The sequence below is a fragment of the Oleiphilus sp. HI0125 genome (assembly GCF_001635355.1).
The window spans coordinates 1-1,376 of the sequence record NZ_LWGF01000761.1; the positions used below are offsets into that span (position 1 = coordinate 1).

At 43.3% G+C, this 1,376-nt stretch carries 1 protein-coding gene; it reads left to right on the forward strand.

The annotated features are described in order from the left end of the window. Positions 1–328 precede the first annotated feature (328 nt). The coding region (pcnB, locus tag A3762_RS11990) for a polynucleotide adenylyltransferase PcnB (protein WP_068755738.1) at positions 329–1,376 on the forward strand (1,048 nt) is incomplete at its 3' end.

Genomic DNA, 1,376 nt, shown 5'->3' on the forward strand with positions numbered 1-1,376 from the left:
TGCTTTTTAGTGGGTCGATCGTGTTTTGAGCGAGTTATAAATGTAAGAACTACGACAAGTAGCAAACATTGATAACACAATCACTCAAAGCGTTTTTCCGCTCTATGCGTTCAAAGTATTCCGTTTGCCGTGCGTGATAACGCCCTGGTTGAGACATGGAACAACAATAACAATGACTGACGGTCTTGAACTGTTCAGCATGAAAGACCCGCTAAGGAAAGTAGGTAATTTCATGCTACGTCCTCCTTTTATTCTTCTTACTATATTTAGCGCGCATTAACGGCTAAACTTCTTCACCTCTTATTACGATAATTAAGATCAGGAAAACATGGCAGCATTGCCCCCTAGCATCATCTCTCGCGATGAACATCCCGTATCGCGCAAACATATTAGTCCGAATGCATTAAAGGTTCTTTATCGACTCGAAAATGCTGGTTTCAAAGCCTATTTAGTGGGCGGTTGTATTCGTGATTTACTGCTAGGTATTCAGCCAAAAGACTTCGATATCGCAACGAATGCTCATCCTGAACAAGTGCATAAGCTATTTTCGAATTCTCGTTTGATCGGCCGACGCTTCAAACTTGTACATGTTCTTTTTGGTCGAGAAATAATTGAAGTCGCAACATTCCGTGGCAGCAATGAAGATTCATCAGCACAGCAACAAACCGCTGAAGGAATGCTCACACGAGATAACGTGTACGGAACGATAGAAGAAGATTCTATTCGTCGCGATTTTACCGCAAATGCGCTGTATTACAGCGCAACTGATTTTTGCATTTATGATTATTGCGATGCCCTAACAGATATCAAAGCACACTCACTCAAGCTTATTGGCGAGCCTGAAGAGCGCTATCGCGAAGACCCTGTTCGCATGTTACGAGCAATTCGTTTCTCCGAAAAACTTAACTTCGATATCGAACAAAAAGCAGAACAAAGTATCCATGAACTATCTCATCTGATGTCGATGGTGGCGCCTGCCCGATTATTTGATGAAATTATTAAGCTTTTTGTCTCGGGTTATGGGGCCGCAATATTTGAGCGCCTATTAGATACAGGGCTATTTAAAGCCTTATTCCCAAGCGTTGCGCACACCATAGATAAAAGCCAAAAAGAACACTATCTCAGTTTTATCCGAGCGGCCTTAATCAACACAGACAAGCGCATCGCGCAAGAGAAACCCATCACTCCGGCGTTCCTTTATGCCTCTCTTTTATGGCCAGATGTCCATCGTATTTGGGGCCAAAAAATTGCTGAGGGGCTGTCAGACTTCCCTGCTCTACAACAAGCCGGTCATCAAGCGATCGAAGCTCAGTTACCGCACATCATGATTCCTAAACGCTTTATCCTGATGATGCGAGAGATTTGGGAAATGCAGA